Genomic DNA, 23,061 nt, shown 5'->3' on the forward strand with positions numbered 1-23,061 from the left:
AAACATCAAGGGGAGCATTATGCTCCCCTTGTTTTTAGGTGGTTACCGCAGTGTCAATTATGACTGGCTGTCTAGCAAGCGCGATGAAGTGATCTCGATTTTGCGTGGTTTCAATGCTTCAGGGATTTCACGCACTAAATCAATATTGAGTAAGCCATTTTCTAAACTTGCGCCGAGCACAGTGACATAGTCTGCCAGTTGGAAAGTGCGCTCAAAACCGCGTTCCGCTATGCCTTGGTACAAGTATTTACGCTCGGTTTGGCTTTCAGCTTTGTTGCCTTTCACCAGTAATTTCTCACCTTCACTGCTGATCTCAAGTTCATTCATTGAGAATCCGGCCACGGCCATAGTAATGCGATAGCGATTTTCGCCTAATAATTCAATGTTATATGGGGGATAGCCAGTATTACCATTATTAGCGGCGGCATGTTCTGCCAGCTGAGCTAAACGGTCAAAACCAATGGCACTACGGTACAGGGGAGCTAGATCATAATTACGCATATTCATATCCTTGTCTCAAGCAATATGGAGAATTGGCGGACGGTTTTCACGATGAAAACGCTTGTAGAGTCTGCCGAGTTAAATCTTCTGTCCTTACGGCACAGAATTCACACTAGGATCCTCATCGAGCGATCCTGAAATAGATATAAGGACGGGAGAGAAAATTTCAAGCAAGAAAATTAAAAAAATGTGCAAAATTTAAAAAGACTAATAAAAACAAAATTTTATTAAGTTTTAACACTTTGAATTGACGTATGATTTGTATAAAGGGATTAGCGTCATTGCAATATGGAAATCTATATTCACTAAATTGCAGCCAATAAAAAAGGAGCCTAGGCTCCTTTTTCAGTCTTAGCATCGAATTAACGAGTGCGTGGACACAATTCTTCAGCGCTGAAGAAGTAAGCAATTTCACGAGCAGCAGATTCAACAGCATCTGAACCGTGAGCCGCGTTTTCGTCAATGCTTTCTGCGAAATCAGCACGGATAGTACCAGGAGCTGCTTGAGCTGGATTAGTTGCACCTAAAATTTCACGGTGAGCTAAAACAGCGTTTTCGCCTTCTAATACTTGGACCATGATAGGACCAGAAGTCATAAATGCAACCAGAGCACCGAAGAAACCGCGCTCGCTATGCTCTGCATAGAAACCTTCAGCTTGTTCTTTGGTCAGGTGTAACATTTTAGCTGCAACGATCTTAAGACCAGCAGTTTCAAAACGATTGTAGATAGCACCGATGTGGTTTTTTGCAACAGCATCTGGCTTGATAATAGAAAATGTGCGTTCGATCGCCATAACTAGCTTCCTTTGTCAGCAAGTTTAAAAAATTCGCGCGGATTATACGAAATTTAAAAGCTAAATCCTATCTTTATAGCAAATTAGTCTGAGATATTGCGCACATTCGCTTTATTCGTAATCAGTTTGATCACACAAAATACCCCGCTAGGAGGATAAATCCTTAGCAGGGTTCATTAACTCATTAAAAAATGGGATTATTTTCTATTTTTTGCCCAAATACCAGCCCATGCAATCAAAGCGACTAAAATGACTGCGGGTGTAAGATCTAACAAGTGATGGAATAAACCGACACCGCCATGACCTGGATGAGCCCAAGCCATTGAAGGGACAAGCATACATAACAATACAAGCAAAAGTTTCATGTGAACATCCTTGCAGTTGCGATAATAAAGTTAAGCCATATAAATGCCTTAACCAATATACAACAAATTACGATATCCACTGAAAATGAACTTGACTGTGATCAAACTCTCGCGAAATATTCTCTGCGCCACTGCAAATACGTGAGGTAAATCACCTTAGTTAATCTTCTGAAGGACAAGATGCCTCACATAAAAAGCCGTACCACAACTGTGCTCACTACTTTTCATCAATCCAACACTGCTGAATTGCTTCCAGTATTTTTTCATTGCAATGCTTAGGATCATCTGCAAAATCATTCAAAGCTAACACCCACTCATACAGTTGGGTGAAATGCAGCTGAGTGGGATTCACCTCTGGGTGTGCTTCGAGTAATTCCAACGCAATATCTAACGAATCTATCCAAGTTAATGTCATCGTTTTCCCCTATTCGGTTCGCTTGAATGGGTAAGCTAGTGCTTAACGCCGTTACCCATAAGGAGGTGAATCAAGTGTTGATATTCCGTAGTCAATACTCGACACCAAGGGGGCTAACCCTGTGCTTGCGTCACCTTTTTTACTTTAATCGCATTTTTTTCAACAAAATCAATAATAGCACCCGCCACATCTTTCGTGGTGGCGCCTTCAATCCCCTCAAGCCCTGGTGAAGAGTTCACTTCCATGATCACAGGGCCATGGTTTGAGCGTAACAAATCAACCCCTGCCACATTTAATCCCATCGTCTTCGCCGCACGAATAGCTACAGAGCGCTCTTCAGGAGTTAGTTTGACTAAACTCGCCGTGCCACCACGGTGCAAATTAGAGCGAAACTCACCGGGCATAGCTTGACGTTTCATGGCGGCAATCACTTTATCGCCGAGCACAAAGCAGCGAATATCTGCGCCATTAGCTTCTTTAATATATTCCTGCACCATGATGTTGGCTTTAAGGCCCATAAAGGCTTCAATCACGCTCTCAGCCGCTTTGCGGGTCTCGGCTAATACCACGCCAATGCCTTGGGTGCCTTCGAGTAATTTAATCACCAGAGGCGCGCCACCCACCATATCAATTAAGTCTGGAATATCACTCGGTTTATTGGCAAAACCGGTAATAGGCAAACCAATACCGCGGCGTGACATCAACTGCATAGAACGCAATTTGTCCCGTGAGCGGGAAATTCCAACTGAATCATTTAAGGCATAGACGCCCATCATCTCAAATTGGCGCAACACCGCCGAACCATAAAAGGTAATCGACGCCCCAATACGGGGGATCACGGCATCAAATGCAGGTAACTCTCGCCCGCCAATGTGGATACTCGATTGCCGCATATTGATATTCATATAACATTCAAGGGGATTGATTACGTGTACTTCATGACCACGTAATTGAGCCGCTTCAACGAGTCGCTTCGTTGAATATAACTCTGGCCCTTGCGATAAAATCGCTATTCTCATTTGGTCTCCGGCAACCATTAATTTTGAGCGCATAATACGCCTGCGCAAGGATAAATCAAACAACTAGAGGCATAGACAAGATTAGTTGTACAAATGCTCAACGCCAAAAGCAAAAAACCAGTCACGTGGACTGGTTTTAATCATTATCGAAGCAATATTAATTGCCTTCGCTAACCATGTTAACCGTGTATTTAGGGATCTCAATCACCATGTCAGTGTCGACCACTTTAGCCTGACAAGATAGACGGCTTTCGGGCTCGAGTCCCCAAGCTTTATCTAACATGTCATCTTCTAGCTCATCACTTGGCTCAAGATCATTAAAGCCTTCACGCACGATACAGTGACACGTCGTGCAAGCACAGGACTTTTCACAGGCATGCTCGATATTGATGCCATTACGCAGCGCAACATCGAGAATGGTCTCACCAACATTCGCCTCAAGCACAGCGCCATCAGGGCACAACTCGGCATGGGGAAGAAAGACTAATTGGGGCATTACATCACCTATATGTTGTCGATCGACTGGCCTTTGAATGCCACTCGAATAGAATTGTCCATACGTCTGGCAGCAAAATCTTGGGTTTGCTCATCCAGTTTTTCAATCGCGAGTTTAATCGCATCGGCATCATCGCCCGTAGCCACTTGCGCCACATTGGCCATAGTAGCATCGATCTGAGCACGCTCATCGGCATTCAGCAAATCACCATCCTTCGCTAACGCGGCATGTAAAGACTCGAGTACCCTCGCCGCCTCCACTTGCTGCTCAGCCAGCATACGACGACCGATATCGTCTTTGGCATACTTCATCGAATCTTTCAGCATAGTGGCAATTTCAGTATCCGATAAACCAAAAGACGGCTTAACTTGAATACTAGACTGCACGCCGGTGGACTTCTCCATCGCCGTCACGCTAAGTAAACCATCGGCATCCACTTGAAAGGTCACCCGAATGTGCGCAGCGCCAGCGGCTAACGGCGGAATACCCTTTAAGGTAAAACGCGCCAGTGAGCGGCAATCGGCAACGAGCTCACGCTCACCCTGCACCACATGGAATGCCATGGCCGTTTGACCATCTTTAAACGTGGTAAATTCCTGCGCCCGTGCAACCGGAATCGTGGTATTACGCGATACCACTTTTTCAACTAAGCCACCCATAGTCTCTATGCCTAATGACAAAGGGATCACATCGAGCAATAACAAATCCGATTCGGGTTTGTTACCCACTAAAATGTCGGCTTGAATGGCCGCACCAATGGCGACAACACGATCGGGATCGATAGACGTCAGGGGTGGTTTACCGAAGAAAGCTTCGACCTGTTCACGTACTAATGGCACGCGCGTTGAACCGCCAACCATCACAGTTTCAAGCACTTCATCCGTCGTCACACCCGCATCACGCAGGGTACGACGACAGCTGGCAATCGTCTTTTTCACTAATGCCGCAATCATGGCATCAAATTCAGCTTTAGTAACGATTTGCGTCAGTTCAGTACCATCGGCAAGGATCACTTTTGCTTCAGTTTCTGCAGCATCCGTTAAGGCTTCTTTAACTCGACGCGATTCAATCAACAACTGACGGCTTAATTGTGAGTCGATGTCACTAAGCTGCCACACTTGCTGCATATGTGCTTGCAGTAAGTGATCGAAATCATCACCGCCAAGCGCTGAATCGCCACCAGTAGCAAGCACTTCGAATACACCGCGATTCAAACGCAAAATAGAAATATCGAAAGTACCGCCGCCTAAATCATAGATGGCAATCACGCCCTCTTGCTTAGAATCTAAACCATAGGCAATCGCAGCAGCAGTCGGTTCATTCAACAAACGTAGCACTTTAACACCCAGCAAAGCTGCGGCATCTTTTGTGCCTTGGCGCTGGGCATCATCGAAATACGCAGGCACAGTGATCACCACGCCTTGCAGTTCGCCGCCTAAGGTTTTTTCAGCGCGGGCGATCAGCGGACGTAAAATCTCCGCAGATACTTGCACGGGATTCACTTGGCCTTGGGGAGTCACAAATAAAGGTAAACCGTTTTCGCTTTCGGCAAACTCGTAGGGTAATGATTGCTCGCCAGCTTGAATATCCGCTAGGCTGCGGCCCATAAAACGCTTTACCGAAACGATCGTGTTTTGCGGATCCTGCGCCGAACTCAACGCCGCAAGTGCGCCGACTTCGACTGAATCTTGGGTATAACGCACGATAGAAGGTAATGAATGCTGTCCAAGTTCGTCCGGCAGGGTTGCCGTCTCTCCACTTCGAACGGCCGCCACCAAAGAATTGGTCGTACCTAAATCGATGCCAACGGCAAGTCTATGTTGGTGCGGCGCGGCACTTTGACCGGGCTCAGCTATCTGCAAAAGGGCCATATATATCCAACTTAGTAATGCCAACTCAAGCGTACTTGAGTCAGCAAAGTAACATAAACACGGAAAATCAATCTAACAGAGCGTCTTCGACTCTGGTCAACTCGTCGTGTAATTTTGCCATAAATTTGAGTTTGCGAACTTGATCTGCCGCTAACAATGCATCTTCAGCCTGCTCACTGGTTAACAGTTGAGTCAATTGCTGAGTGAGTTGCGCGCGGTACTCTGCAAACGATTGATATAGCTCGTCAATACTCGCTTGAGGATCGGCACTATCGCGTATATCTTCCAACGCCTCGCGCCATTCCATTTGCTGCATCAAGAAGCCGGTATCTTTCACTGTCGTGGTTTCATGGCTTAATTCAATTCCACGCAGCGACAACATATGCTCAGCGCGGCGAATGGGATCTTTTAAGGTTTGAAAACCATCATTGACTTGCGCCGTGCGCTGCACCGACAGCAATTTTTGCTGATCAGTATCATTGGCAAATTTATCGGGATGAACCGCCCGTTGCAGTTCGCGATAGCGTTCTGCAAGTAAGGCGGTATCAATATCGAAGGCAGGGGAAAATTTAAACAGCTCGAAATAATTCATGCGTCAACTTTAGCGGTTAAACAGTGAAACTCTCACCACAACCACACTCACCTTTTGCGTTAGGATTATTAAATTGGAAGCCTTCATTCAGCCCTTCTTTAACAAAATCCAGCTCGATCCCTTGAAGATAGATAAGGCTCTTGGCATCTATGATGATTTTCACATCTTCGATATCAAACACTTCATCGTCATCATTTAAAGAATCAACGAACTCAAGTACATAAGCCATACCAGAACAGCCTGATGTTCTTAAGCCGAGACGCAGGCCTACACCTTTGCCTCGGTTGACTAAGAAAGATCTGACACGATCGGCTGCCGCTGGGGTCATTGTAATCGCCATCTTAACTCCAGATGTTACTTAGCTTGTTTCGATTTGTACTCGTCGATAGCAGCTTTAATGGCATCTTCAGCCAAAATTGAACAGTGGATCTTCACTGGTGGCAATGCCAATTCTTCAGCGATATCCGTGTTTTTGATCGCCGCAGCTTGTTCGATAGTCTTGCCTTTAACCCACTCAGTTACCAGTGAGCTAGACGCAATCGCGCTACCACAACCGTAGGTTTTGAACTTAGCGTCTTGAATGATGCCATCAGCACCAATTTTCAACTGAAGTTTCATCACGTCACCGCAAGCAGGTGCGCCTACCATACCGGTCACGACCGAAGGATCGTTTTTATCAAAAGAACCAACGTTACGTGGATTCTCATAATGATCTATCACTTTTTCACTGTAAGCCATGGTACTGCTCCAAAATTATCTATTGTAAAGGTCAGAATTAATGATGTGCCCACTGAACTTGGTTCAGGTCGATCCCATCTTTAAACATTTCCCACAAAGGAGACATTTCTCTTAATTTATCAATAGATTGAGTAATAACTTCGATAGCGTGATCGATTTCTTCTTCGGTTGTGAAACGGCCGATTGAGAAACGAATCGAGCTATGTGCCATTTCATCGTTTAAGCCAAGCGCACGTAATACGTAGCTAGGCTCTAGGCTGGCTGAGGTACAAGCCGAACCCGATGAAACCGCTAAATCTTTCAGTGCCATCATTAACGACTCGCCTTCAACATAGTTGAAGCTGACGTTGAGGCTACCGCTAACACGGTCAATCGCATCACCATTGATATAGGTTTCTTCAATGTGCTTGATGCCATTCCATAATTTGTCACGTAATGCACCGATACGAGCGTCATCAGAGGCCATTTCCGCTTTTGCGATTGCAGCAGCTTCACCTAAACCTACGATTTGATGCGTTGGTAACGTACCGCTACGCATACCACGCTCATGACCACCACCGTGCATTTGCGCTTCTAGGCGAATGCGTGGCTTACGACGAACATATAGTGCGCCGATACCTTTAGGGCCATACATTTTGTGGCCAGAAATCGAGATCAAATCCACTTTAGTGGCTTGCACATCGATAGGTACTTTGCCTGCACTTTGCGCCGCATCCATGTGGAAAATGATGCCTTTTGAACGGCATAGTTCACCGATTGCATCGATATCGTGGATAACACCGATTTCGTTGTTCACGTGCATGATGCTGACAAGGATAGTGTCGTCACGCATTGCCGCTTCTAAACGTTCCATCGGAATGATGCCGTTTGCAGCAGGCTCTAAATAAGTCACTTCGAAACCTTCACGCTCTAATTGGCGACAAGTATCGAGAACCGCTTTATGTTCAGTCTTACTGGTGATGATGTGCTTGCCTTTCTTGTGATAGAAATGAGCAACACCTTTTATCGCTAAGTTGTTCGATTCCGTCGCGCCAGAGGTAAACACAATTTCGCGGTGATCGGCGTTAATTAACTCGGCAACTTGGTTGCGAGCAATATCCACCGCTTCTTCGGCTTGCCAGCCGTAGCGGTGTGAACGTGAGGCCGGATTACCAAAGATACCGTCCATTGTCATGCATTGGAACATCTTTTCCGCGACTCTAGGATCAACAGGCGTGGTGGCGGCATAATCTAAATAGATAGGAAGCTTCATAACACACTCCGTACTGAGCAGTCTCTGGTAGAGGCTACATACAACGTACAAAAATTATTTTTATATATAACAAAGTGCCGCTATAAACTGACTCTTTGTTCCTTTTGCATAGTGTCTTGCTTAAGTGAGATAAATTGCACATCTCGCTTCTGCATCAAGCCGGCAAGACTGATACCATCTAAAAAATCGGAAATTTGTTTGCTTAAATCGCCCCAAAGTGAATGGGTTAAGCAGCGAGTTCCACTCTGACAGTTGCCAAGTCCTTGGCAACGAGTCGCATCGACAGACTCGTCTACAGCATGGACAACCATGCCGACTGAAATATCATTGGCTTCTAGGCCTAAGCGATAACCACCGCCCGGTCCACGTACACTGGCAACTAAACCGTGTTTTCTTAGCTTAGCGAAGAGTTGTTCCAGATAGGAAAGCGAAATCCCTTGTCTTTCAGAGATATCCGCTAAGGGAACTGGTCCCGATGCTGAGTGGATTGCCACATCTAGCATAGCGGTTACTGCATAACGACCTTTTGATGTAAGTTTCATAACTACCATAGCTCCCGAACAGGTATGCATTATTTCAACATACCCGAGTAATTCAGTCAAGTATTAAAACCTACTAAAACACTCAAGTATATGAGTGTGCACATAACCAATACCCTTTCATCTTGGTGGGGTATTTAACCTTTTTCTAGCCTAAGATTCAATGCTAAAGCGCCAATTAATCGACATCTAGCACGATATAAACGCAGGATAAAAGTGATCTTGGTACTATGGCGCGATCAAACTCAGGTTTGATCGCAATATGCGCCTTTACAACAGGATAAGCTAAAGTAAAACGCTAAATGAGACCCTTGTAAGGGTCAGCCCTTAAGCAAGTTAGACCGCTAAGTTAAATCATTTCGTTGAACCATTTCTTGAAACTTAGATGCTCGGATCAAACTCATCTAATGCACTATGGCGTTTTTCCGCTGCCGCTTTTTCTGCATCATTAAACTCGCCCATATCAAGCTCTGGCAGTTTTTCAGTACAGACATTGCCACCCAGCCCTTGAATGGCTTGACACAACTCTTGAACTTTCGAGTCCATCAAATGCATGTGATCGAGCATCTGCCCTATTGCATTGGCCACCGGATCGGGATTATCCGGTGATACCGCGTACGCATCGAAGCCATATTTTTTTGCCATCGCGCTGCGGCGTTCAGTTTTCTCTTTCGATTGCGGTGACGGTGTAGCCACCACGCGCCCAGGAATCCCCACAACCGTGGTATCTTTGGGCACATCTTTCACCACAACAGAATTCGAACCCACACGCGCACCATCGTGCATGGTAATAGGACCGAGGATTTTTGCCCCTGCGCCCACCACCACGTTATTGGCTAACGTCGGGTGACGTTTCCCCGCCTGCCAGGTGGTTCCACCAAGCGTGACACCGTGATAAAGGGTGCAATCATCACCAATCTCAGCCGTTTCACCTATCACAACGCCCATACCGTGGTCGATAAAAAATCGATGACCTATGGTTGCCCCAGGATGGATTTCAACTCCTGTCAACCAACGGGAAAACGTCGATAAACAACGTGCCGTTAAGCGCCAATCGCGCTTCCATAGCTTATGGCTTATCCGATGCAACCAAATGGCATGCATGCCTGGATAGTTAACCAAGATCTCAAACGCGCTACGCGCCGCAGGATCACGGTGATATATAGATTCAATATCTTCTTTTAGCCTAGCTATCACGCCCATTGTTTATCCTTCGCGATTAGTGTTAATTATTAAGGTTTGGCTATTTTTCTTTAGAACCCGCCACTTTCTCAATTGACGTCAAAATACCCCTGAGGATATTCATTTCCTGACTCTCAATCCGTGCACGACTAAACAAGCGGCGAAGTTTCATCATCACTTGTCCAGGATGGTTCTTGATGATAAATCCAGTGGATAACAGTGTTGTTTCAAGGTGTGCGAAAAAACGTTCCTGATCGGCAGCCAAGGGATACTCAGTCAGCTCTTCTTCGGCAACGTCTTTTTGCGCAAGATGGGCAACGCGGGTTTCATAACAAATGATTTGTACGGCTTGCGCCAGATTAAGCGAGCTATACTCTGGATTTGCAGGGATAGCCACATGATAAGTGCACTGTTGCAGCTCTTCATTGCTTAAACCATGGTTTTCACGGCCAAACACAATCGCAACAGGGCCTTTAAGTGCCTCGGTCGCTAATTTCACCCCAGCTTGTCTTGGCTCTAACATGGGCCAATCTAAGGTGCGACTGCGCGCGCTGGTTGCAATCACTAGACTGCAATCGGCAATCGCTTCAGCAAGTGAATCCACTTTCACAAGATGTTTCAGAATATCCGATGCACCCGCGGCTAATGCTATGGAATGACCGTCGGGCTCAACCCGGGGTTCTGCAAGATACAGAGTAGACAGACCCATAGTCTTCATCGCTCTGGCAGTAGAACCAATATTGCCGGGGTGCGAAGTCCCCACTAAAACCACTCGAATATTACTTAGCATGAAACAACTTAATTTAATTCATAAAACGTTGGGGACGAATATTATCACAGCCATTGCCGAATGCTTATATGAAAATCGGTATTTGATATAACTATCAAATCGAGTATAATACCGCCCGCTATTTTAACGTTCTTTAACATCCAGGGGATTGCAATGCATCCGATGCTGACGATTGCTGTACGCGCTGCCCGCGCGGCCGGCCAAACTATTATGCGCGCCTATACTGAACTTGACCGTATCGAAGTCAGTTCAAAAGGTATCAACGATTTTGTTACCAGTGTAGACAAGGAAGCAGAAGCGACAATTACTTACCAAATTCGTAAATCTTACCCTGATCACACTATCGTGGGTGAAGAGAAAGGCGAAAACCGCGGTGAGAATAAAGACTATGTTTGGATAGTCGACCCTCTGGATGGCACTAACAACTTTGTTAGAGGCATTCCCCACTTCGCGGTTTCAATCGCTCTGCAATACAAAGGCAAGACTGAAGTTGCCGTTGTTTACGATCCTGTCCGTGAAGAACTCTTTACCGCTGTACGTGGTAAAGGCGCCAAACTCAATGATTTCCGTCTGCGTGTGACCAACGTGAATGAATTAGCGCCTACCATGATTGGTACTGGCTTCCCATTCAAAGCGCGTCAACACACTGAAACTTACATGGCTATTTTCGGCGAAGTCTTCGGCCAATGTGCTGACTTACGTCGCGCAGGTTCTGCCGCATTAGATTTAGCCTATGTTGCCGCGGGTCGTTTGGACGGTTTCTTTGAAATCGGCTTAAAGCCATGGGACATCGCTGCTGGCGATCTGATTTGCCGCGAAGCAGGCGGTACAGTGACTGATTTTACTGGCAACCATAACTATTTGGTTTCGGGCAACATCGTTGCTGGCTCACCTAAGGTGACCACAGAATTAGTGAAGATCATGCGTCCATTATTGAACGAAGGCTTAAAGCGTTAATCAAGATTAACACTTAGCTTTAAATAAACGCATAAAACAGATACAAAAAAGGCCAGTGGTAATCTCTTTAAGAGCGCCCACTGGCCTTTTTGTTTATGTGGTTTTCATTCTAAAGCCTTAAGTACTCGAGTCATCAAGTCCTCAGTCGCCACAATATCGTATTTAGAAATAGTATAGAAATAAAGCAATAGTCATTGGGAAGAAAGGAGTGTCCTGAAAACATCTGCACTGATTTCAGCCCACATCGGCTAACATGACGAACAGCCACTTATCCAGTTATCTACCCGCTAACGCTTGTGCTGGTGCAATTTGGCTCGCCTTCCAAGCGGGATACAAAGTCGCGATTAAACTCATCACAAACGCCATCACAATCACCAGTACCGCATCCGAAACATGCAATTCAGACGGTAAAAAATCGACAAAGTAAACATCGGCCGAGAGCAGTTGAATACCGAGTAATTGCTCAACTGAGCTCGCAAGCACACTTAAATTCAGCGCCACACTAATGCCGATAATGCCGCCAAGGCCACAGCCAAGCAGACCATTTAACGCGCCCTGCACCATGAAAATCCCCATCACAGCCAAACGACTCAGGCCCATGGTCATCAAAATCGCAATTTCGGACGCTTTATCCCGCACCGCCATGACTAAGGTGGAGACAATGTTAAAGCAGGCCACACCAATCACCAACACTAAAACTAAATACATCACAGTGCGAACTAACTGAATATCTTGATATAAATGCCCTTGGGTACGGGTCCAGTCACTGATATACACAGACTGCTTTTGCGCATAACCGAGTTCGCGCACTTTTACTGGTGCATCAAACACTTTATCGACACTAATACGCACACCCGTTACACCGTTATTCATGTTCAAGATCTGCGCCGCGTATTGCAATGGAATATAAGCGGTTGTCAGTTCAAGCTCGCCGCCCAGATGATAGGTGCCTGACACCACAAAACGATGGCTCTTCGCCGCACGTAAACTGCCTGCCGCGTCGGGATCGATATCCTGCACATATAAGGCCAGCGTATCACCCACCACAAGCCCCAACTTAGTCAATAAACTCTCGCCAAGGACGATATGATTCTCATCTTGGCTCAGACTCTGCCAGCTTGCATCACTCATAAACTGTGACAAAGTTGAAACCTTCGTTTCTTCTTTCGGATCAATACCCACCACGGCTAAGCCTTGAAAACCACCAGGCTTCTGCACTAAACCTTGCATGCGAATAAAGGGGGCAGCACCACGAATACCTTCAATTTGTAGCGCACCTTGCGCAACACTCTGCCAATTGACGATAGGTTCGTCCACCCCGACAATGTCCGCCTGCGGCACTACACCCAGTAATCTTTGCTCTAGCTCGCGCTCAAAACCATTCATTGCAGACAGAACTATGATCAATACCGCCACACCTAAAGCGATACCGGCAGTCGATGCAAAGGAAATAAAACTAATAAAACTGTTGGATTGGCGGGCGCGATAAAAACGCCAACCAATGGATAGGGCTAACGGTCCTTTCATACTTGGGTTTCCGCCGCTAATTGCAAGTAACCGTTTTTCATCATCAGTTGGCGGTCCATACGGGCAGCCAATTTATGATCATGGGTCACCACCACAAACGCCGTACCTAACTGATCGGCCAGCTCTCGGATCAACTCATAAACCGCATCGCCACTGTTAGCATCTAAATTACCCGTAGGTTCATCGGCCAGCACTAACTTAGGTTTATTAATCAACGCCCTTGCGATAGCGACACGCTGACGCTCGCCGCCCGATAGTTCAGCAGGAATGTGGGTCATACGATGGCCTAGCCCTACCCGCTCCAATAAGACTTTGGCATCGGCGAGCGCTTGTTTACGGTCTTTACCTTGAATAAATGCCGGCATAGCGACGTTTTCTAGCGCAGTGAATTCAGGCAATAAATGATGGAATTGATAGATAAAGCCGAGATCTTGATTGCGGATCTGCGCTTGACGCGCACTAGACACTTGGTATAAATCTTCGCCTAGCAACAAGACTTTGCCCGCGGTTGGCTCATCCAAAGTTCCCATAATATGCAGCAGTGTGCTCTTACCTGAGCCTGAGCTGCCGACAATCGCCAACTGCTCGCCCTTAAACACCTGCAAATCGACATTAGACAACACTTGCGTGGTCACGGCGCCATCATGGTAACTCTTACTGACACTCTGCACTTGCAGTAACACGTCTTGCATTGAAGTTCTCTCTTAAACATGCTTTGGCACCGATTTATTTCATTAAATCAATGCATTAAATTATTTTCATCTTGGCAAGCATCACTCACGGATGAATGCCCATGGGTGACGACTATTCGTAAAAGCTCACGGGGTTACTCGTATCTCAACGCAGTTGCAGGTTGCACACTGGCCGCACGCAGCGCGGGATATAAGGTCGCCAACAAGGTGACCAATAGTGTGCCTATCACGATCACTGACAACTGCATCAACTCCAGTTTTACTGGCAAACTCTGTCCTGCACCTAAAATCGAAATGCCTAATGTCGTCATAATGCCATTCAGATTCAAAGTGATAAGTATACCTACCGCGAGCCCAAGCACTAAACCAAGTACAGCATTGAGCGAACCCTGCACCACAAAAATGCCCATCACGGCGGGCGTGGTTACGCCTTGGGTTTTTAGCACTGCCACATCCGTGGTTTTATCGACCACCATCATCACTAGCGCCGAAACAATATTGAATGCGGCCACGGCCACAATCAGGCTCAGCATCAGTGACATCATGTTCTTTTCCATTTTTACCGCACCAAACAAGTGACCATAGGTATCACGCCAATCGCTAGTTGTTACCTTAATATCTTGTTTAGCGAGAACATCCTGCACTTTAGACGCTAAAGCGGGCGCACTAAAGGGATCGGTTAAATAAAGTCTAAGCTGATCAATAGCCTCACTCGGTTGACGCATTAGACGCTTTGCATCTTGATAATGAATATATGCAACGCCAGCATCAACCTGAGAGCCCATTTCAAAAATGCCAGATACCAAGAACTTACGTTGACTCGGCACAGGGCCTAATGGGGAGTACACCACACCATCGCCACTCAATAATCGTACCGTATCACCGGGAGCGACTTTGAGTTGCCGTGCGAGCTCAGATCCTAAAATCACCTTGAAGTCGCCACTCGCCAACTGTTCAAATGCACCTGAGTAAGTGTGCTGCGCAACGGAGGATAACTTTTGCGCTAATTCGGGAAACACCCCATAAACCTGCACAGCGCGAATATTCGACGCTGATTGCACCATGGCCTGCGTCGATACGCTCGGTGTAACGCCTAACACACCCGGTAAGGCTTTAAGCGCACTCGCCTGCTTTGTCCAATCGACTAATGGCGCTTCGCTATAAAGGGTTAATTGTGGCACTGCACCTAAGATACGTTGCTTAAGTTGGCCTTCAAGGCCATTCATCACTGAGCTGACAACGATCAAGGCTGCAACGCCTAAAAAAATGCCCGAAACGGCAAATAAGGTAATGAACGACGCGAACGCGTTCGCTTTTTTGGCCCGCCAATAACGGTAACCAATATAGAAAGGGAATCCTGGATTCATTGAAAGAGGGTTGCGTCCTGTGTGCTGAACTTGCTAAATCATGAAGATGGGCACGATAATAGGGGTATTGGTCCTATAAATAAAGAGGCAAGCCTTGTTCACTGACACCAATCCGTATTTTAGTGTGCCTCACCACTTTACCGCCTACCTAAGCCAATGGCCGAGTTCCCAGCCATTACCCTCAGAAATGGCACTGAGATCAATGCAATCATTAGGCATTCAACTGCTCAGCGAAGTCAAAACACTCGAAGCTAACTGCTTGCTACAGCTGCGCCATTTAGATAACGAGGCAAAAGTTGTCGTGGATTTTTTAAAGCTGCAATCCCGCAAAGTAGATCTAGTGCTGCAACATGTATTAGAAAAAGAAACCCAAGAGGGCGAAAAATGCTTTGGTAACCAATTTGGTGGTAGTGGCCTGAGATTACTCACCCCAACAGCCTTAGACATTGGCTCCCACTATAAAATTACTCTGTTTATTCACGACGAATTAGTTGCCATTCTCTGTTTTGGCAAAGTCATCGCCACTCAAGCACAAAAAATAGCACAAGCCGAAGGCGATATGAGTCGTAATGACAGAACAGAACAACATACTCAACCTGAACATCTACAATGGCAAACCGACTTTGAATTCAGTCAAATTCTTGAATCTGACGTGGAGCAATTAGTCAAAGCTAGCCTCAATGTGCAACAGAAACAACTCAAGTTACGCAAACTCGCCAGAGACGAGCGTCAATAGCCGCTGACTTTTCTCTGGCACCTACGCCATCAAGTCTCTACAATGTCTGCAACTCTTTGTGAATGAATCAGTTTATCGCACGCCAATGACTCACATATCAGCCCTAACGCCGCCAGCCGTCAAAAATGGCACACAAATTCAGACTCTGTCCACCGTGGGCGGCGTTTGCCAAGCCGTTACACTCGCCAATTTAGCGCGTCAACATAAGGGAACGACCTTAGTCGTCACCAGTGACACGCCAAGCGCCTTAAGCTTAGAGTTAGAGCTGAGTTATTTGCTCAGTAAAATAGGCATTAAGGTCAGATTATTCCCTGACCGCGAAACCTTGCCCTACGACAGTTTTTCGCCCCATCAGGATTTAATCTCCCAGCGACTCGAAACGCTATCGCAGCTGTCTCAGATTGAGCAAAATATCGTTATCGTGCCCGTCACCACCTTGATGATACGCCTGCCGCCTAAGGCCTATTTAAGCGCCAACGTGTTTGTGCTCAAAAAGGGGGATAGCTACAAGTTACACGATGTACGCCAGCATTTAACCGACACTGGCTACCATTCGGTGGAGCAAGTGTATGAACATGGCGAGTTTGCCATTCGCGGTTCGATTCTGGATATCTTCCCAACGGGGATGAATATGCCACTGCGCATCGAGCTATTCGATGAAGAAGTGGAAACCATTCGCCATTTTGATCCAGAAACACAACGCTCATTGCAACCTGTTGACTCGATTCGCCTATTGCCCGCGAAGGAATTCCCAACAGACAGTTCGGCCATAGAAGGGTTTAGGCAAAGATACCGACGCCGTTTCGAGGTCATAGTCAAAGAGCCAGAATCGGTTTATCAGCTAGTGAGCCGTAACTTGATGCCGGCGGGGATCGAAAACTATCTACCGCTGTTTTTTGATGACACCGCCACCCTATTCGATTACTTGCCCAAGGACACTCAACTCGTCACCTTAGGCGATATCGAAAAGTCGGCGCGCGCCCATCTGCAAGAAGTCGAACATCGCTATCAAGACAGACGCGTCGATCCGCTGCGGCCATTACTGGCGCCTAAAGAGCTGTATTTACTCATAGAAGAGTTATTTGCCGCCTTTAAACCGCTGTCACGTTATCAAATGCAAGTGCCAACAGATGGCACTGAAACAACGAAAGTGGTTGTTATTGCCGCCAGCACCCTGCCCGACATCAGCGCCAATCATAAATTAAAGCAACCGCTGCTAGCGCTGCAAGATTATGCCGGCAGCGCCAAACGCATGTTGTTTAGCGCCGAGTCCGAGGGTCGCCGTGAAGCGCTGCTTGAATTGCTCGCTAAAATTCAGTTAAAACCTGCACTGTTTAACCATTTTGATGAATTTATTCAAAGTGATGCCAAGTTAGGTCTTATCGTGTCGCCGCTGTCACGCGGTTGTTTACTGCAAATCAGCGCCAAAGAAAGTATCAGTATCATTTGTGAGACTGAACTCTTCGGCCATCGTATTTCCCAGCAACGTCGCCGTGAGAAACAGCGTCAGATCAGTAATGATGCCCTGATTAAAAACTTGGCCGAACTCAAAGTTGGCCAGCCCATAGTGCATTTAGAACACGGCGTTGCACTTTATAGGGGCTTAGTCACCCTAGATACGGGTGGACTGGTCGCAGAATACTTGCAATTAGAATACGCTGGCGGTGACAAACTGTATGTGCCAGTGTCTTCATTGCATCTCATCAGCCGTTACAGTGTTGGCGCCGATGAAGACGCCCACTTAAATAAACTCGGCAACGAGACGTGGGCTAAAGCCAAGAAAAAGGCGATTGAAAAAATCCGCGACGTCGCAGCCGAGCTGCTCGATGTCTATGCCCGTCGCCAAGCGCGTCCTGGCGAAAGCTGCGCAATTGACGAAGAAGAATACGCTCAATTCGCCCGCGGCTTCCCCTTCGAAGAAACCGTCGATCAAGAAAGCGCCATCATCGCCGTGTTAGCCGATATGCAATCGCCGACCGCAATGGACAGATTAGTCTGTGGCGATGTGGGCTTTGGTAAAACCGAAGTCGCCATGCGCGCCGCCTTTGTGGCCGTCAACGCTGGCAAACAAGTGGTCGTGCTAGTTCCGACCACACTGCTTGCCCAGCAACACTATGAAAACTTTAAAGACAGATTTGCCGACTGGCCCGTGGTCACTGAAGTGATGTCGCGCTTTCGCACCGCAAAAGAACAAGCCCAAGTGCTGCAGCAATTGGAAGAAGGCAAAGTCGATATCGTTATCGGTACCCACAAGTTACTGCAATCTGAGGCCAAGTTTGAAAACTTAGGCCTGTTGATTATCGACGAAGAACACAGATTTGGTGTGCGTCAAAAAGAGAAAATCAAAGCGCTGCGCGCCAACGTGGATATCTTAACCCTGACCGCGACGCCCATTCCGCGCACCTTAAACATGGCCATGTCGGGCATGCGCGATTTATCAATTATCGCCACTCCGCCCGCCAAACGTTTAGCAGTGAAAACCTTTGTGCGGGAATCGGATCCCGCGACTGTGCGCGAGGCTATTCTGCGGGAAATTCTCCGTGGCGGCCAAGTGTATTACCTGCACAATAATGTTGAAAGTATTGAGAAATGTGCCCAAGGCATTATCGATTTATTGCCTGAAGCGCGAGTCGTCGTTGCCCACGGTCAAATGCGTGAGCGCGATCTAGAACGGGTAATGTCAGACTTTTACCATCAAAGATTCAACGTGTTAGTCTGTACCACTATTATCGAAACCGGTATCGACGTCCCAAGTGCCAACACCATTATTATTGAGCGCGCCGACACCTTTGGTCTGGCGCAGTTACACCAATTGCGCGGCCGCGTCGGGCGTTCGCACCATCAGGCATATGCCTATTTGATGACGCCGCATCCCAAACGTATGACCCCAGATGCGCGCAAACGTTTAGAAGCCATTGATGCTCTTGAAGATCTCGGTGCGGGCTTTATGCTGGCGACCCAAGATTTAGAGATCCGCGGCGCAGGTGAACTCTTGGGCGATGAACAGAGTGGCCATATTTCGAAAATTGGTTTTAGCTTGTACATGGAAATGCTCGAAGCGGCAGTCAAAGCCTTAAAACAAGGCAAAGAACCGTCACTGGCGCAAATGCTCAATCAGCAATGCGAAATTGAACTGCGTATCCCCGCCCTACTGCCTGAAGCCTATGTGAGCGACGTAAATATTCGTCTGTCGCTCTATAAACGCATCGCAGGGTGCGAAACACAGGCGGCGCTGGATGAGTTAAAAGTCGAATTGATCGACCGTTTTGGCTTATTACCTGAACCGACGCGTAACTTAATGGAAATGACCCTCTATAAACATGAGGCGACTCGCTTAGGTGCGACTAAAATAGAAGTGCACAGTAAAGGTGGCAGCATCGAATTTAGTGATGATCATGTCATAGATCCTGTGTTTATTATTGGATTACTCCAAAGCCAGCCACAAATCTATCGAATGGAAGGACCGAATAAGTTAAAGTTCAGCCTTGCAGCCGAAACCAGTAAAGACAGGCTCGCTTTAGTGAAACTTTTGCTAGAACAATTATCGCAACATCGTCTTGGAGATAAATAGTGTTACGTAAACTCGCGGTCTCTATCGCTACACTCATTGCACTATCACACAGTCAGGTCGTCCAAGCAGAAGCTTGGTTCGAGGTTGAAGTCTATGTGTTTGAACGCCAAAGTCAGTCAAGTGAACAATGGCCTGATGCGCCGAACAAGACGAAAACCGATAACGCAATAGACTTAATCTCCCCCGCTATCGCGCAAGCAATCACGCCGATACCCAGCGCATCTGCGCCTTGCACACTGGTATTTGATGCCGATGCAAATAGCCACTGCGCTGAAACCTTAAACGGTACCTCGACGTCAGAACCTATGCCTGCTGCGCCTGCGAGTGTGGAATATCGTTACCCGCCGGTGATCCCATCAGAAATCAGCAGCGCACAGATCAGTTATCCTACAGCCAATGGCAACCCAGTATTGTTAACCCGCAGCCAAAGTCAGTTCGCGAGCATTATCAATAGTATTTCCCGCGAACGTGGTACGCGCAGTTTACTGCACATGGCTTGGCAACAACCTATGCGTGGTAAGAGTGGCTCAGTACCCATACGCTTATTTGCGGGTAAAGATTTCTCAGGTACTTATCACTTCGATGGCAGAAAAATCATTAAGCAAGCTCAAGCAGAGCCTATGACTAATGCCGATGGCACACCAATGCTTGCACCTGCTGTATCACCAGTATGGGAATTAGATGGCACACTGAATATCTATTTAAGCCACTATTTATATATTGAAACCGCATTGCACTTGCGCAAAGAAGGCAGAAAATTAATGCCAGCCGTACCCAGTGATGCGGCCGATACCAGCGCAACACTCACGGCGCCCAAAGTCATGACACCATTTTTAATGTCTGTGCCTTTGGAGCAAAACCGCCGTGTGAAGAGTGAAGAAATCCATTATTTAGATCATCCCGAAATGGGCATGGTGATCCAAATCCGCAAGATGGCGCAACCCAGTGCAATGCAAAATAATCAGAATGCCGAATCAATACAAACTGTTGGCCAATACTGAACAAACGCACAACCCGCACAACCCGCACAATTCTTAAGTTAAAACGGTGCAGTTAAGTTAACACGGTACGTTTAAATTAAGACTGAACGATGGAGAAATCGAGGTAGATATCATCAGCCTCGTCTTCTCCTACCGTTACGGTTAATCCCTCAGTGCAAGGCACACCTACTTCGCACCAAGCAATTAAAGCATTAACAGCAATGTCACTGCCTTGGGCGAGTACTTCAACACTGCCATCGCGGCAATTGGTTACATATCCTGTCACGCCCAAGGCTCTGGCCTTAGTCAAGGTCGCATGACGGCAACCCACACCTTGCACTTTTCCCGTCAAATTAATTAATACTCGCTTCATCTCACGCTCCTTTTTCACGGAACCTTGTTATAGAAATAAGCATAGCCGCAATTATCCAAAGGCTAAGTGTTAACCTATGGATTTGTAGAGCAAAAAACAAACAATATTTAAATTTAGGCAAAAAAAACAGCTAACAAGACTGCTGCTAGCTGTGTCGGGCGACATACGCAAAGGGATATCCAATAAATGGACAAATAAAACAGCAACTCTGTATCATTTTGTTACAAAATAGCAAGGGTCGCTACTTTACACAATAAATAATTATTTTCAAGAGTTTGAAAAGTAAAACTATCCATCCCGAATGAATATAATGCTTTTAGCTGAAAATCAGCTCGTACACCCATCTGCATTGTTCATGTTTAAAAACACCCCCTGTGATAGCCGAAGAAGTATAAAGGCGTGTTGACGTTTAACGCTGAGATTACGTTTGTTCTGGCAAGTTGGTAAACGCGAAACGAGGGTTGAGAAGTGAGCCCTCTAATGACAAGCGGCCGTATGCCTGACGATAAAGCAAGGCAAGCAAACTAGATGCAAAAAAGCAAAAAACCGGCCTAATTAGTCGGTTTTTGCTTGATTGTGTGATTAGGTGATGAAGTGCTACTCGCTTATCATCAGACCATTTTGATAGCGATACTCGGATGAGGGTTCACCGTTGAAGTAGTACACCGACCTGCCGTGCAGTTGATTATCAAGATACTCATCACTTTGCAGCAGGCTGCCATCTTCGTTAAAACTATAGCCTTTGCCTTGCAATTGACCTTTATCATCATACTGGGCCTGCCCTAATAAATGGCCATTGGCGGAAAAGGCTTGCCAGTGACCCACTTCGTGTCCAGCTTTATAGTTGCCATGCCAGAGCTTAACCATGCTGTAGCTGCTTTCATCTTGCAGCAGCCATTGGCCTTCGCGCTGACCGTTAACATACTGACCTTGGGCTTGAAGTTGTTTATCAAAGCCACGCAGTAAATACGCGCCATGTAACTTAGCGTTTTTATAAAACTCTCGACGCATTATCGTGCCATCGGCTGCGATTTCTGTTTGTTCACCACTCAGCTCACCTTGTTGGTTAAACTGCTCATTGCGCGTCGTATCCGCGTTTTTTGTGACCCACTTGCCGGACTTTAACCCTAAGTGATATTGGCCGCTGACAAAGCCGCCGTCCTCGGCCTTATCTTCTCGATATGCACCGTGCATTTGACCTTTGCGGTAGTTTATCCGCCTGATATAACCGTTCCAGCCAGCACCGATATACAAGCCATCGTATCGCCCCTTGAGTTGTTCATCACGTTCAATCAGCTCTCCTGCTGCATCAAAACGCTGACGTAAGCTCCAGTCTTTTGCTGTATCTTGCTGATATTGATAAGTTAACTTTCCCGCAGAATCGAAGCGCTGTTCAGTGCTAGTCTGACCGTTAGCGAGGTATTGCGTGTCGGTTTGGGTCGCAACGTTACCGGCATTATCATAGGTAATATGTTGAATTTCACGACCATCCTTATCATACTTTTGCAGCTCTGCTAACCGCCCTTGTTCATCAAAACGCTGCTGGTTTCCCACCTGTTTATCATGCTCATAGTGTTTAATCTCTTGCAGCACATCGGCAGCTCGGTAAATCAACACTTCGCCGTGTATTTTCCCCTTAAGATAAAACTCTTTAGTGTATAACCAGCCGTCTTTTGTCCAATACAGTCGCTCGCCTTCTCTTTTTCCCGCCACCATATTAACGGTTTGCTCCGGCTGACCATTGTTATGAAAGCTTTCATATAGCCCTTCCATACCGTTAGCGCCGTAGGTTACGCGTGTTTGCAACTGGCCATTGTTAAAATAACTTTGCGATAATCCTAATTCAGCGCCATTCACACGATGCTGAAGCTCCCTTAATTGACCATTAGTATGGTAACTTTTCTGATCTCCATGCAACTGGCCATGCTGGTAGTGGTACTCTCCCGAGAGCGCTCCGTCTTCCCAATAATGCAGATGCGTGCCCTGATAACGCCCTTGTGCATCGCTACTGCCCTTGCGAGACAGTTGACCGTCGGGATAGAAAAACTCGAAATCACCAACGATAAAACTCTCGGCTAAATTAGGACTGTTGACGCTGCCCTTAAAAACGGGTTTATCCGTCTCCAGATAAAAGAGTTGTAGCGGCCACACGCCATCTTTCTCTGTTGGTACTTGCTCCTGATAATAAATGGCTTCACCAGGCACATCGCTAAACCGCCATAGTTCGTCGAGTAAAATTCGCTCAGCCGACAGATTAAACGACATAAGTAGCGCAGATAATAGTAATAAGACTCTCATATTCTG

Annotated in this window: 23 protein-coding genes; 4 read left to right on the forward strand and 19 right to left on the reverse strand. The window is 46.6% G+C overall.

Going from position 1 to position 23,061, the window contains the following annotated elements; all coding sequences use genetic code 11:
* Positions 1–57: 57 nt before the first annotated feature.
* The 14 genes from L5L91_RS09215 to trmJ form a co-directional block, all read right to left on the reverse strand.
* On the reverse strand, positions 58–501 hold the full coding sequence (locus L5L91_RS09215) for an Hsp20 family protein (RefSeq protein WP_028759822.1): 444 nt from the start codon (positions 499–501) through the stop codon (positions 58–60).
* A gap of 362 nt (positions 502–863) precedes the next feature.
* Positions 864–1,295, reverse strand: a complete 432-nt coding sequence (gene ndk, locus L5L91_RS09220; RefSeq protein WP_011789197.1) for a nucleoside-diphosphate kinase — start codon at positions 1,293–1,295, stop codon at positions 864–866.
* Between the two features lie 197 nt (positions 1,296–1,492).
* The gene (locus tag L5L91_RS09225) at positions 1,493–1,660 is read right to left on the reverse strand and encodes a hypothetical protein (protein WP_263164777.1); all 168 of its coding nucleotides are present in this window, start codon (positions 1,658–1,660) and stop codon (positions 1,493–1,495) included.
* 217 nt (positions 1,661–1,877) lie between these two features.
* On the reverse strand, positions 1,878–2,075 hold the full coding sequence (gene iscX, locus L5L91_RS09230; RefSeq protein WP_028759821.1) for a Fe-S cluster assembly protein IscX: 198 nt from the start codon (positions 2,073–2,075) through the stop codon (positions 1,878–1,880).
* Between the two features lie 113 nt (positions 2,076–2,188).
* Complete coding sequence (rimK, locus tag L5L91_RS09235; protein WP_006081851.1) at positions 2,189–3,094, reverse strand: 30S ribosomal protein S6--L-glutamate ligase; 906 nt, start codon at positions 3,092–3,094, stop codon at positions 2,189–2,191.
* Between the two features lie 157 nt (positions 3,095–3,251).
* Positions 3,252–3,590 carry an ISC system 2Fe-2S type ferredoxin gene (gene fdx / locus L5L91_RS09240; RefSeq protein WP_006081852.1) on the reverse strand — a complete coding sequence of 113 codons (339 nt, stop codon included), beginning with the start codon at positions 3,588–3,590 and terminating at the stop codon, positions 3,252–3,254.
* 8 nt (positions 3,591–3,598) lie between these two features.
* Positions 3,599–5,461 (reverse strand): Fe-S protein assembly chaperone HscA, encoded by a 1,863-nt coding sequence (gene hscA / locus L5L91_RS09245; protein ID WP_263164779.1) that lies wholly within the window; start codon positions 5,459–5,461, stop codon positions 3,599–3,601.
* Between the two features lie 67 nt (positions 5,462–5,528).
* Positions 5,529–6,053, reverse strand: a complete 525-nt coding sequence (gene hscB / locus L5L91_RS09250; protein ID WP_263164781.1) for a co-chaperone HscB — start codon at positions 6,051–6,053, stop codon at positions 5,529–5,531.
* A gap of 16 nt (positions 6,054–6,069) precedes the next feature.
* Complete coding sequence (gene iscA / locus L5L91_RS09255) at positions 6,070–6,393, reverse strand: iron-sulfur cluster assembly protein IscA (protein WP_006081855.1); 324 nt, start codon at positions 6,391–6,393, stop codon at positions 6,070–6,072.
* A gap of 14 nt (positions 6,394–6,407) precedes the next feature.
* On the reverse strand, positions 6,408–6,791 hold the full coding sequence (gene iscU / locus L5L91_RS09260) for a Fe-S cluster assembly scaffold IscU (protein WP_006081856.1): 384 nt from the start codon (positions 6,789–6,791) through the stop codon (positions 6,408–6,410).
* A gap of 37 nt (positions 6,792–6,828) precedes the next feature.
* The gene (locus tag L5L91_RS09265) at positions 6,829–8,043 is read right to left on the reverse strand and encodes an IscS subfamily cysteine desulfurase (protein WP_028759818.1); all 1,215 of its coding nucleotides are present in this window, start codon (positions 8,041–8,043) and stop codon (positions 6,829–6,831) included.
* A gap of 80 nt (positions 8,044–8,123) precedes the next feature.
* On the reverse strand, positions 8,124–8,585 hold the full coding sequence (iscR, locus tag L5L91_RS09270; RefSeq protein WP_006081858.1) for a Fe-S cluster assembly transcriptional regulator IscR: 462 nt from the start codon (positions 8,583–8,585) through the stop codon (positions 8,124–8,126).
* A gap of 378 nt (positions 8,586–8,963) precedes the next feature.
* Positions 8,964–9,785: a serine O-acetyltransferase gene (gene cysE, locus L5L91_RS09275; RefSeq protein WP_028759817.1), complete on the reverse strand. Its 822-nt coding sequence runs from the start codon at positions 9,783–9,785 to the stop codon at positions 8,964–8,966.
* 40 nt (positions 9,786–9,825) lie between these two features.
* Positions 9,826–10,554: a tRNA (cytosine(32)/uridine(32)-2'-O)-methyltransferase TrmJ gene (gene trmJ, locus L5L91_RS09280; protein ID WP_028759816.1), complete on the reverse strand. Its 729-nt coding sequence runs from the start codon at positions 10,552–10,554 to the stop codon at positions 9,826–9,828.
* A gap of 153 nt (positions 10,555–10,707) precedes the next feature.
* Here trmJ and suhB point away from each other — a divergent pair, with 153 nt between their 5' ends.
* Entirely contained in the window at positions 10,708–11,511 is an 804-nt protein-coding gene (gene suhB, locus L5L91_RS09285) for an inositol-1-monophosphatase (RefSeq protein WP_028759815.1), read from the forward strand.
* A gap of 276 nt (positions 11,512–11,787) precedes the next feature.
* On the opposite strand, the gene lolE is transcribed toward suhB, so the two are convergent.
* The 3 genes from lolE to L5L91_RS09300 form a co-directional block, all read right to left on the reverse strand.
* Positions 11,788–13,038: a lipoprotein-releasing ABC transporter permease subunit LolE gene (gene lolE / locus L5L91_RS09290; RefSeq protein WP_263236179.1), complete on the reverse strand. Its 1,251-nt coding sequence runs from the start codon at positions 13,036–13,038 to the stop codon at positions 11,788–11,790.
* Positions 13,035–13,730 (reverse strand): lipoprotein-releasing ABC transporter ATP-binding protein LolD, encoded by a 696-nt coding sequence (lolD, locus tag L5L91_RS09295; RefSeq protein ID WP_028759813.1) that lies wholly within the window; start codon positions 13,728–13,730, stop codon positions 13,035–13,037. Before lolD ends, lolE begins: the two co-directional genes overlap by 4 nt.
* 134 nt (positions 13,731–13,864) lie before the next feature.
* Positions 13,865–15,097 (reverse strand): lipoprotein-releasing ABC transporter permease subunit, encoded by a 1,233-nt coding sequence (locus L5L91_RS09300; RefSeq protein ID WP_028759812.1) that lies wholly within the window; start codon positions 15,095–15,097, stop codon positions 13,865–13,867.
* Between the two features lie 94 nt (positions 15,098–15,191).
* Between L5L91_RS09300 and L5L91_RS09305 the strand changes: the two genes are divergently transcribed.
* From L5L91_RS09305 to L5L91_RS09315, 3 genes are all read left to right on the forward strand, one after another.
* Complete coding sequence (locus L5L91_RS09305) at positions 15,192–15,833, forward strand: hypothetical protein (protein WP_212601065.1); 642 nt, start codon at positions 15,192–15,194, stop codon at positions 15,831–15,833.
* 85 nt (positions 15,834–15,918) lie between these two features.
* Positions 15,919–19,404, forward strand: coding sequence for a transcription-repair coupling factor (mfd, locus tag L5L91_RS09310; RefSeq protein WP_263236182.1), 3,486 nt, complete (start codon positions 15,919–15,921; stop codon positions 19,402–19,404).
* A complete protein-coding gene (locus tag L5L91_RS09315) occupies positions 19,404–20,405 on the forward strand; it encodes a peptidoglycan binding protein CsiV (protein WP_173244633.1) in 1,002 nt (333 codons plus the stop codon). The genes mfd and L5L91_RS09315 overlap by 1 nt, the downstream gene beginning before the upstream one ends.
* Before the next feature lie 76 nt (positions 20,406–20,481).
* On the opposite strand, the gene L5L91_RS09320 is transcribed toward L5L91_RS09315, so the two are convergent.
* Together L5L91_RS09320 and L5L91_RS09325 are read right to left on the reverse strand one after the other, a co-directional pair.
* On the reverse strand, positions 20,482–20,757 hold the full coding sequence (locus L5L91_RS09320; protein WP_028759808.1) for an acylphosphatase: 276 nt from the start codon (positions 20,755–20,757) through the stop codon (positions 20,482–20,484).
* Positions 20,758–21,354: 597 nt separating this feature from the next.
* Positions 21,355–23,055, reverse strand: a complete 1,701-nt coding sequence (locus L5L91_RS09325; RefSeq protein ID WP_263236183.1) for a toxin-antitoxin system YwqK family antitoxin — start codon at positions 23,053–23,055, stop codon at positions 21,355–21,357.
* Positions 23,056–23,061 lie beyond the last annotated feature (6 nt).

Origin of the sequence: Shewanella sp. SM55 (genome assembly GCF_025654025.1) — a bacterium.
Classification (GTDB): Bacteria; Pseudomonadota; Gammaproteobacteria; order Enterobacterales; family Shewanellaceae; genus Shewanella; species Shewanella oncorhynchi.

What these genes read in the sequence shown, in the direction of transcription:
- L5L91_RS09215 (WP_028759822.1), bottom strand. Translation starts at nt 501, where the DNA reads ATGCGTAATTATGATCTAGCTCCCCTGTACCGTAGTGCCATTGGTTTT.
- ndk (WP_011789197.1), bottom strand. Translation starts at nt 1,295, where the DNA reads ATGGCGATCGAACGCACATTTTCTATTATCAAGCCAGATGCTGTTGCA.
- L5L91_RS09225 (WP_263164777.1), bottom strand. Translation starts at nt 1,660, where the DNA reads ATGAAACTTTTGCTTGTATTGTTATGTATGCTTGTCCCTTCAATGGCT.
- iscX (WP_028759821.1), bottom strand. Translation starts at nt 2,075, where the DNA reads ATGACATTAACTTGGATAGATTCGTTAGATATTGCGTTGGAATTACTC.
- rimK (WP_006081851.1), bottom strand. Translation starts at nt 3,094, where the DNA reads ATGAGAATAGCGATTTTATCGCAAGGGCCAGAGTTATATTCAACGAAG.
- fdx (WP_006081852.1), bottom strand. Translation starts at nt 3,590, where the DNA reads ATGCCCCAATTAGTCTTTCTTCCCCATGCCGAGTTGTGCCCTGATGGC.
- hscA (WP_263164779.1), bottom strand. Translation starts at nt 5,461, where the DNA reads ATGGCCCTTTTGCAGATAGCTGAGCCCGGTCAAAGTGCCGCGCCGCAC.
- hscB (WP_263164781.1), bottom strand. Translation starts at nt 6,053, where the DNA reads ATGAATTATTTCGAGCTGTTTAAATTTTCCCCTGCCTTCGATATTGAT.
- iscA (WP_006081855.1), bottom strand. Translation starts at nt 6,393, where the DNA reads ATGGCGATTACAATGACCCCAGCGGCAGCCGATCGTGTCAGATCTTTC.
- iscU (WP_006081856.1), bottom strand. Translation starts at nt 6,791, where the DNA reads ATGGCTTACAGTGAAAAAGTGATAGATCATTATGAGAATCCACGTAAC.
- L5L91_RS09265 (WP_028759818.1), bottom strand. Translation starts at nt 8,043, where the DNA reads ATGAAGCTTCCTATCTATTTAGATTATGCCGCCACCACGCCTGTTGAT.
- iscR (WP_006081858.1), bottom strand. Translation starts at nt 8,585, where the DNA reads ATGAAACTTACATCAAAAGGTCGTTATGCAGTAACCGCTATGCTAGAT.
- cysE (WP_028759817.1), bottom strand. Translation starts at nt 9,785, where the DNA reads ATGGGCGTGATAGCTAGGCTAAAAGAAGATATTGAATCTATATATCAC.
- trmJ (WP_028759816.1), bottom strand. Translation starts at nt 10,554, where the DNA reads ATGCTAAGTAATATTCGAGTGGTTTTAGTGGGGACTTCGCACCCCGGC.
- suhB (WP_028759815.1), top strand. Translation starts at nt 10,708, where the DNA reads ATGCATCCGATGCTGACGATTGCTGTACGCGCTGCCCGCGCGGCCGGC.
- lolE (WP_263236179.1), bottom strand. Translation starts at nt 13,038, where the DNA reads ATGAAAGGACCGTTAGCCCTATCCATTGGTTGGCGTTTTTATCGCGCC.
- lolD (WP_028759813.1), bottom strand. Translation starts at nt 13,730, where the DNA reads ATGCAAGACGTGTTACTGCAAGTGCAGAGTGTCAGTAAGAGTTACCAT.
- L5L91_RS09300 (WP_028759812.1), bottom strand. Translation starts at nt 15,097, where the DNA reads ATGAATCCAGGATTCCCTTTCTATATTGGTTACCGTTATTGGCGGGCC.
- mfd (WP_263236182.1), top strand. Translation starts at nt 15,919, where the DNA reads ATGACTCACATATCAGCCCTAACGCCGCCAGCCGTCAAAAATGGCACA.
- L5L91_RS09320 (WP_028759808.1), bottom strand. Translation starts at nt 20,757, where the DNA reads ATGAAGCGAGTATTAATTAATTTGACGGGAAAAGTGCAAGGTGTGGGT.
- L5L91_RS09325 (WP_263236183.1), bottom strand. Translation starts at nt 23,055, where the DNA reads ATGAGAGTCTTATTACTATTATCTGCGCTACTTATGTCGTTTAATCTG.